This window comes from Pseudomonas sp. FW300-N2A2, assembly GCF_017351735.1.
Lineage (GTDB): Bacteria > Pseudomonadota > Gammaproteobacteria > Pseudomonadales > Pseudomonadaceae > Aquipseudomonas > Aquipseudomonas migulae.
The window spans coordinates 42,977-49,862 of the sequence record NZ_JACNDU010000034.1 but is presented as its reverse complement, the minus strand read 5'-3'; the positions used below and the strand labels follow the sequence as shown (position 1 = coordinate 49,862).

Below are 6,886 nucleotides of genomic sequence, written 5' to 3'. Positions count from 1 at the left end.
TGCCGGGTTGCCCACTGCGCAGAACCTGCGCTCGGCCTCTCGAGGGGGCGCTCAGATCAAAAGCGGAAGGCGAGCTAACGCTCGGCCTGATGAGTGGTGAGAAGCGAAAGCGTACGCGATTCCCTGTAGGAGCCGGCTTGCCGGCGAAAAGCGTCTGGGCGACGCGTTCATTCAGACAGCCCGCGTTATCGTTGACGTCCATCGCCAGCAAGCTGGCTCCTACAATTTTGAGTCGTGTGAACCCAATCCCTTGTAGGAGCCGGCTTGCTGGCGATAGCGGTGGGTCAGTCGCGCATTTATCGCCTGAAAGGACGCCATCGCCAGCAAGCCGGCTCCTACAGGGGGAATGTGCAAACATCCAAAATTAGCGGGGCCAGCACAGTGTAGGAGTGCACGCAGGATTGAAGAGCCAGGTCGGCTTTCAGGCCGCCTCGGCGGCTGTGGCGGTAGTCGCCCCCTCGAGAGGCCGAGTGGAGGTTCTGCGTAGTGGGCAACCCGGCAAGGATGCCGGGTTAGCCGCCCCCGGCCATGGATGGCCGATGGCGGCGGGCCCACGGAGCAGGACCGGAGCGAGGGTATGCCGAGCCACAGCGAGGCACCGAACGAAAGGGGCAAAAGCGCTTTGGTTACTTTCGCGCTTTTCGAAAGTGACTCGCTGTAAAAGCGAAACCAATAGCAGCATCACCGCAGCAACGGATATACCCCCCCATCCAATCCAAAAAAAAATCACAATTGAACAGCATGACTACGATCAGATGCCGGGCTTTTTCTGGTCTGTCACCCATGCAAAAAAAAGAGCCTCAAGGCTCTTTGATGGGGAAAAAGTAGAGCCCTTGAGGCTCAAGATGCACGTGAAACAGGCGGTGAGCTTGGTAGGGGTTCAGATCACTCACCACCTACGCAACCGCTCGAGTTGAGCAAACAAACGGCTGCGTAGAATCATCGTAGGAAGATGGAGTTTGGCACTCAAGTACCGCTAGTCGCGTCCCGGCCAGCCCGCACGACGCAAGGCGTTGAGCAGTGTTTCGGCGTCCAGCCCCGGCACCGCATGGCCATTGCCCTCGGCGGTGTCGCAGGCCAGCAGGGCGTTGATGATTGCTTCTTCCACGGCTTCGGTAGCGGCAAGGAACAACTCGCTGATGTGATCGTTGTTGACCATGCTCAGGTTGTCGGTTGTCGGCGCCTTCTTGCTCTCATAAGCAGCCGGTGGCACATCGTTGCCGGTCGCAAAGGCAATGAAGATATCGCCGCTGTGGTCTTCGTTACCGCCACCGGTCCGCGCCAGACCGAGACTGGCGCGCTGGGCGAGGCGGGTGCATTGATGTGGCAGCAACGGTGCATCGGTGGCCAGGCACACCACAATCGAACCCATGCCCGGATGCGGCAACGATGCCTTGAGGAATGGTGAGTCAGCCTTTTCCATATAGCGCCCGACCGGGTAACCGTCGACGCGTAATTCGTTACGGATGCCGTGGTTGGCCTGGACGATGGCCCCCACCGTCCAGCCACCCTGGCCGGCATTCAAACGTCGCGAAGCGGTGCCGATGCCACCTTTGAATTCGTGACAGATCATGCCGCTGCCGCCACCCACCGCACCTTCTTTCACCGGCCCGCTTGTCGCCGTGCGCAGGGCTTGGGCCACGTGCTCGGGTTTGACGTGGAAACCGTTGATGTCGTTGAGCAAGCCGTCGAAGGTTTCCAGCACCACCGGCATGTTCCAGTAAAGTCGCCCGTCGTCCGGTTGCTGTTCGCGGTCCAGCACAATCAACGCATCGCGCACCACGCCCAGGCTGTGGGTGTTGGTGAAGGCGATCGGGCTGGTGAGCAGACCCGCTTCGCGGATCCATTCCAGACCTGTAGCATCGCCGTTGCCGTTGAGCACATGGACGCCGGCAAAACACGGTTGCTGGCTGGTGGAACCGGCACGCGGCTCGATCACGGTGACGCCGGTCAGGATGTCGCGACCGTTGGCGGTGCGGCCTCGCACATCGCTGTGGCCGACCCGCACGCCGGGCACATCGGTGATGGCATTGAGCGGGCCGGGTTGCAGTTGGCCGAACTGGAGGTTCAGGTCGCGGGCACGTGGTTTCATTGTTTCTCTCATCTTCAATTCGTGGCAGAAAAAATCGTTGGGCCAAACGCAATCCCTGTGGGAGTGAGACCGGCTTGCTGGCGATGGCGGTGTGTCAGTCGACATCTTCATTGCCTGACACACCGCCATCGCGAGCAGGCTCGCTCCCACAGGTTTTTTGCGGTGGATTACTGACCGTTTTTGACCTTGCTCCAGATCCGCGTACGCACGCGTTCGGTAGCCGGCGGCAGCGGCTGGAGGGTGAATAACGTGGCCAAGGCTTGCGCGGACGGGTACACCGCCGGGTTATTGCGAGTCGCTTCGGCCACCAGCGGCGTGGCGCTGCGGTTGCCGTTGGGGTAGTTGAGGTGATCACTGACCGGGGCAATCACTTCAGGGCGCATCAGATAGTCGATGAAGGCCAGACCCTGCTGCGGGTGCGGCGCGTCCTTGAGCAACACGAGGGTGTCGAACCACACCGGCGCGCCTTCCTTCGGCAGGCTGTAGGCGATCTTCATGCCGTTGTTGGCCTGCTCGGCGTTGGTCTTGGCTTCCAGCATCGCGCCGGACCAACCCACCGCGACGCAGATGTTGCCGTTGGCCAGGTCGCTGATGAATTTCGACGAGTTGAAATAGGCGATGTGCGGACGCAGTTTGAGCAGCAGCGCTTCGGCCTTCTTGTAGTCCTCGGGATTGGTGCTGTTGGGCGGCAGGCCGAGGTAGTGCAGGGCCACCGGTAGCATCTCCGACGGCGAGTCGAGCATGGCCACGCCGCACTGGCCGAGCTTGGCCAGGTTGGCTTCGTTGAACACCAGCTCCCAGGAATCCACCGGTGCCTTGTCGCCCAGCGCGGCGCGGACTTTATCGACGTTGTAGCCAATGCCGTTGGTGCCCCACAGGTACGGCACGGCGTACTGATTGCCCGGATCGTTGTTGGCCAGTTTCGCCAGCAGGTCAGCATCCATGTTCTTGAAGTCAGGCATCTGTGCGTGGGGCAATGGTGCCAGGGCGCCGGCCTTGATCAGGGTCGGCAGGCTGAAGTTGCTGGCCACCACCACGTCGTAGCCGCTGCGGCTGGTGAGCAGTTTGCCTTCCAGCACTTCGGCGCTGTCGAAGGTGTCGTAAACCGGTTCGATCCCGGTGTCGCGCTTGAAGTCGTGCAGGGTGTTGGGACCGATGTAGTCGTACCAGTTGTAAACGTGAACCGTCGGGCTTTCGGCAGCCAACGCCGACAGCGAAACGCACAAACAGGCGCTCAACCCGAGATTGATCTGTGGAAGGCGACGACTCATGATGCGGCACTCCTGGCCTGCTGCAGGCCGGTGATGAACAGGTGCTTGCAGCGTATCGGCAGGCCGGGGACTCACCCATTCCCATCATGGGTTACTCGAAAGGGGTAGAGCGTGGACGCGTTGCTGAAAGAGTTGCCGGTGCACCAGGGCCTGGCGCGGGTGTTTGGCGCGTTGGGCCGGGACGGTTTCTGGCGCGCACTGGTCGACACGCTGCGGTTGCTGGTGCCGCTGGACAACGCATTGGTTGCGGTGATGAGGCCGGGGCGAGTGCCACGCCTGCTGATCGATTTCGACGCCAAGGGCAGCGCCGACGAGCATGAAGAACTGGCCGGTTACAGCGCCGGCATGTACCTGCTCGATCCGTTTTATCAGGCCGCGTGTGCAGGCATTGCCGATGGCTTGCACAGCCTAGAGTCGCTGGCGCCAGACCAGTTTCAGCAGAGCGAGTACTACCTGAGTTACTTCCGCTCGGTGGTGGGCGACGACGAGTTGCAGTTCATGATCAACGTCGAAGATTCCGTGCTCGGTTTGTCACTCGGCCGTTCGACGCGTTTTACCCTGGAAGAGCAGGGTCGTCTGCTTTGTGTGCGTGACTGGGTGCTGGCGGCGATGCGCCGTCACCTGCAATTGATGCCGCCAGAAGGCCCGGTTGCCGAAGCCGTGGCCGGGGATCTGGCGACGTTGCTGGATCGCTTTGATGCGCGTTTGACAGTGCGCGAAATCGAAACGGCGCGCCTGATTCTTCAGGGCTTTTCAAGCAAGGCGATTGCCCAGCAATTGGGGATCTCGCCGGAAACGGTGAAAGTGCATCGGCGCAACGTCTATCACAAGCTCAACGTGAACGGGCATGGGGAGTTGTTTGCGTTGGTGTTGCAGCCGCGTTGACTGGCCAATCAAAGAGATTTGTTGCCTGTCAGGCCCCCATCGCGAGCAGGCTCACTCCCACATTCGATCGCATTCCAATGTGGGAGTGAGCCTGCTCGCGATGGGCGCGGCGCGGTGTTACTGCCGAAACACCAACGCCTTCAACCCGCACTCGACATCCGCATCCGGAAACTCCGGCGGATTCTCCAGCCGTTGCTCGAACCGCAGGCTCGGCGCCTCGCGCATGACGCCATCAATCAGGAAATCCGCGCCAAACGCCGGGTCGTTCATGCAGGCCAGCACCGTGCCCTGTGGCGTGAGCAATTCCGGCAACCGACGCAGCACGCGCTGGTAATCCTTGGTCAAAAGAAAACTGCCTTTCTGGAAGGACGGCGGATCGATGATCACCAGGTCATAAGGGCCTTTACCGATCACCTTGCCCCAGGACTTGAACAGGTCGTGGCCGAGGAAACTCACCTTGCTCATGTCGTGGCCGTTGAGCCGGTGATTGTCGCGGCCACGGTTCAGGGCCGGGCTGGACATGTCCAGGTTGACCACGTGTTCGGCACCGCCCTCGATGGCCGCCACGGAAAAACCGCAGGTGTAGGCAAACAGGTTCAACACGCGCTTGCCCTCGGCATTGGCGCGCACCCAATCGCGGCCGTAACGCATGTCGAGGAACAGCCCGGTGTTCTGCTTGCGGCCCAGGTCTACGCGATAACGCAGGCCGCCCTCGGTGATGGTCATGTCATCGATGACTTCCCCGACCAGCCATTCGGTGGTGCTTTGCAGCAGGTAGCGATGTTGCAGCGCCAACGTATGCGCGCCGGATGTCGCCCACGCCGGCGATTGAGTGAGCGCCATCAACCCCTGTTTCAGCGCTTCCTGCTGTGCCGCTTCCGGTTCCTTGAACAGCGACACGAGCACCACGCCTTGCAGCCAGTCGACGGTCAATTGCTCCAGCCCCGGCCAGCACCGTCCGCGACCGTGGAACAGTCGGCGGGTTTCTGCGGGTGCCGCGGCCAGGGCGGTCAGCAGATGGTCGTGGAGGGTGGTGAGCGCGTCTGAGTTCATCGGGCGGTGTCGGTCATTTGAGGGGGCGGCATTTTAACCACAAATGCACACCTTAGGCTGACAACACAAAACACTGTGGGAGCGGGGGGTAGTTATCACGGTTAATTTAACTTTACGTGAGGATTTGGCGATCTGTCGGCTCCCATACTCGGCTCCAACGAATAACAACAACCGCCGGGAGCCGATCATGTCGCCGAAACCTGCTTCATCCCATCCGCGCTGGCTGCGCCTGACCCATTGGCTGAACGCCCTGGCGGTGCTGGTCATGGTCACCAGCGGTTGGCGCATCTACAACGCATCGCCGCTCTACGACTTCAGTTTTCCCAAGGGCATCACGCTGGGCGGCTGGCTCGGCGGGGCGTTGCAATGGCATTTCGCGGCGATGTGGTTTCTCGCCATCAACGGCCTTGCCTACCTGATCATCAACCTCGCCAGCGGTCGTCTCTCTCGACGCTTCTTCCCGGTGTCGCCCAAAGGTGTTCTGCAGGACCTGTGGGCCGCATTGCGCGGGCGGCTGGGGCATGCCGACCTGAGTCATTACAACCAGGTGCAACGGCTGGCTTACCTGTTCGTGATGCTCGATATCACGCTGTTGGTGGTCTCCGGGCTGGTGTTGTGGAAGTCCGTCCAGTTTCCGCTGTTGCGTGAATTACTCGGCGGTTACGAAGCAGCGCGGCATGTGCATTTCATCGCGATGGCGCTGTTGGTGGCGTTTGTCGCGGTGCATCTGGTGATGGTCGCACTCGTTCCCAAAACGCTGCTGGCCATGATTAACGGTCGCAAGGAGCCCGTATGAAAAAGCCCATCGCAGGCCTGGATGAGTCATCCATCCTCAAAGACGCCCGGAAAATCATTGCGCCACAGATCGAAGACCGCTCCCGCCGTTCGTTCCTGATGCGTGGGCTGACCCTCGGCGGCGTAGCCATGTTGTCGGGCTGCAACCTGACCGACAACGAAAGCGTCGAGACCGCGTTGTCATCCATGTCGCGGTTCAACGATCGGGTGCAGGGCTGGCTGTTCAATCCCGATGCACTGGCACCGACCTATCCGGCGTCGATGATCACCCGGCCGTTCCCCTTCAACGCGTTTTACGGCATCGACGAGGCACCCATCGTTGAGGAAGAAAGCTATCGACTGGAAGTCACCGGCCTGGTCGCCGACAAGCGCAGCTGGCGCCTCGAAGAGCTGCGCGCGATGGCGCAGAACGAGCAGATCACCCGGCATATCTGCGTCGAAGGTTGGAGTGCGATCGGGCGGTGGGGCGGCGTGCGGTTCAGCGATTTCCTCAAACGGGTCGGAGCCGACACCGATGCCAAATATGTCGGTTTCAAATGCGCCGACGATTACTACACCAGCATCGACATGGCCACCGCGCTGCACTCGCAGACGTTGCTGGCCCTGACCTATGACGGCGCGGTGTTGCCGCGCGAATACGGCTTTCCGATGAAGCTGCGCATGCCCACCAAGCTCGGCTACAAGAACCCCAAACATATTCAGGCGATTTTCGTCAGCAACACCTACAGCGGCGGCTACTGGGAAGACCAGGGCTACAACTGGTTCGGTGGCAGCTGACGGCACCCGCCAA

General features: G+C 61.0%; 6 protein-coding genes. 3 read left to right on the top strand and 3 right to left on the bottom strand.

Annotation, left to right across the window (positions count from 1 at the left end; all coding sequences use genetic code 11):
* Positions 1-976: 976 nt before the first annotated feature.
* Both J4E42_RS26080 and J4E42_RS26075 read right to left on the bottom strand, forming a co-directional pair.
* Positions 977-2,092, bottom strand: a complete 1,116-nt coding sequence (locus tag J4E42_RS26080; RefSeq protein ID WP_207286514.1) for a P1 family peptidase — start codon at positions 2,090-2,092, stop codon at positions 977-979.
* A gap of 167 nt (positions 2,093-2,259) precedes the next feature.
* Positions 2,260-3,363, bottom strand: a complete 1,104-nt coding sequence (locus J4E42_RS26075; protein ID WP_207286513.1) for a polyamine ABC transporter substrate-binding protein — start codon at positions 3,361-3,363, stop codon at positions 2,260-2,262.
* Positions 3,364-3,474: 111 nt separating this feature from the next.
* Here J4E42_RS26075 and J4E42_RS26070 point away from each other — a divergent pair, with 111 nt between their 5' ends.
* Complete coding sequence (locus tag J4E42_RS26070; RefSeq protein ID WP_207286512.1) at positions 3,475-4,248, top strand: helix-turn-helix transcriptional regulator; 774 nt, start codon at positions 3,475-3,477, stop codon at positions 4,246-4,248.
* A 117-nt stretch (positions 4,249-4,365) separates the two neighbouring features.
* Here J4E42_RS26070 and J4E42_RS26065 read toward each other — a convergent pair whose 3' ends face one another.
* Positions 4,366-5,301, bottom strand: a complete 936-nt coding sequence (locus J4E42_RS26065) for a class I SAM-dependent methyltransferase (RefSeq protein ID WP_207286511.1) — start codon at positions 5,299-5,301, stop codon at positions 4,366-4,368.
* A 187-nt stretch (positions 5,302-5,488) separates the two neighbouring features.
* Here J4E42_RS26065 and J4E42_RS26060 point away from each other — a divergent pair, with 187 nt between their 5' ends.
* Together J4E42_RS26060 and J4E42_RS26055 are read left to right on the top strand one after the other, a co-directional pair.
* Positions 5,489-6,097 (top strand): cytochrome b/b6 domain-containing protein, encoded by a 609-nt coding sequence (locus J4E42_RS26060; RefSeq protein WP_207286510.1) that lies wholly within the window; start codon positions 5,489-5,491, stop codon positions 6,095-6,097.
* Positions 6,094-6,873: a molybdopterin-dependent oxidoreductase gene (locus J4E42_RS26055; RefSeq protein WP_192496269.1), complete on the top strand. Its 780-nt coding sequence runs from the start codon at positions 6,094-6,096 to the stop codon at positions 6,871-6,873. The genes J4E42_RS26060 and J4E42_RS26055 overlap by 4 nt, the downstream gene beginning before the upstream one ends.
* The last annotated feature ends 13 nt before the right edge of the window (positions 6,874-6,886 follow it).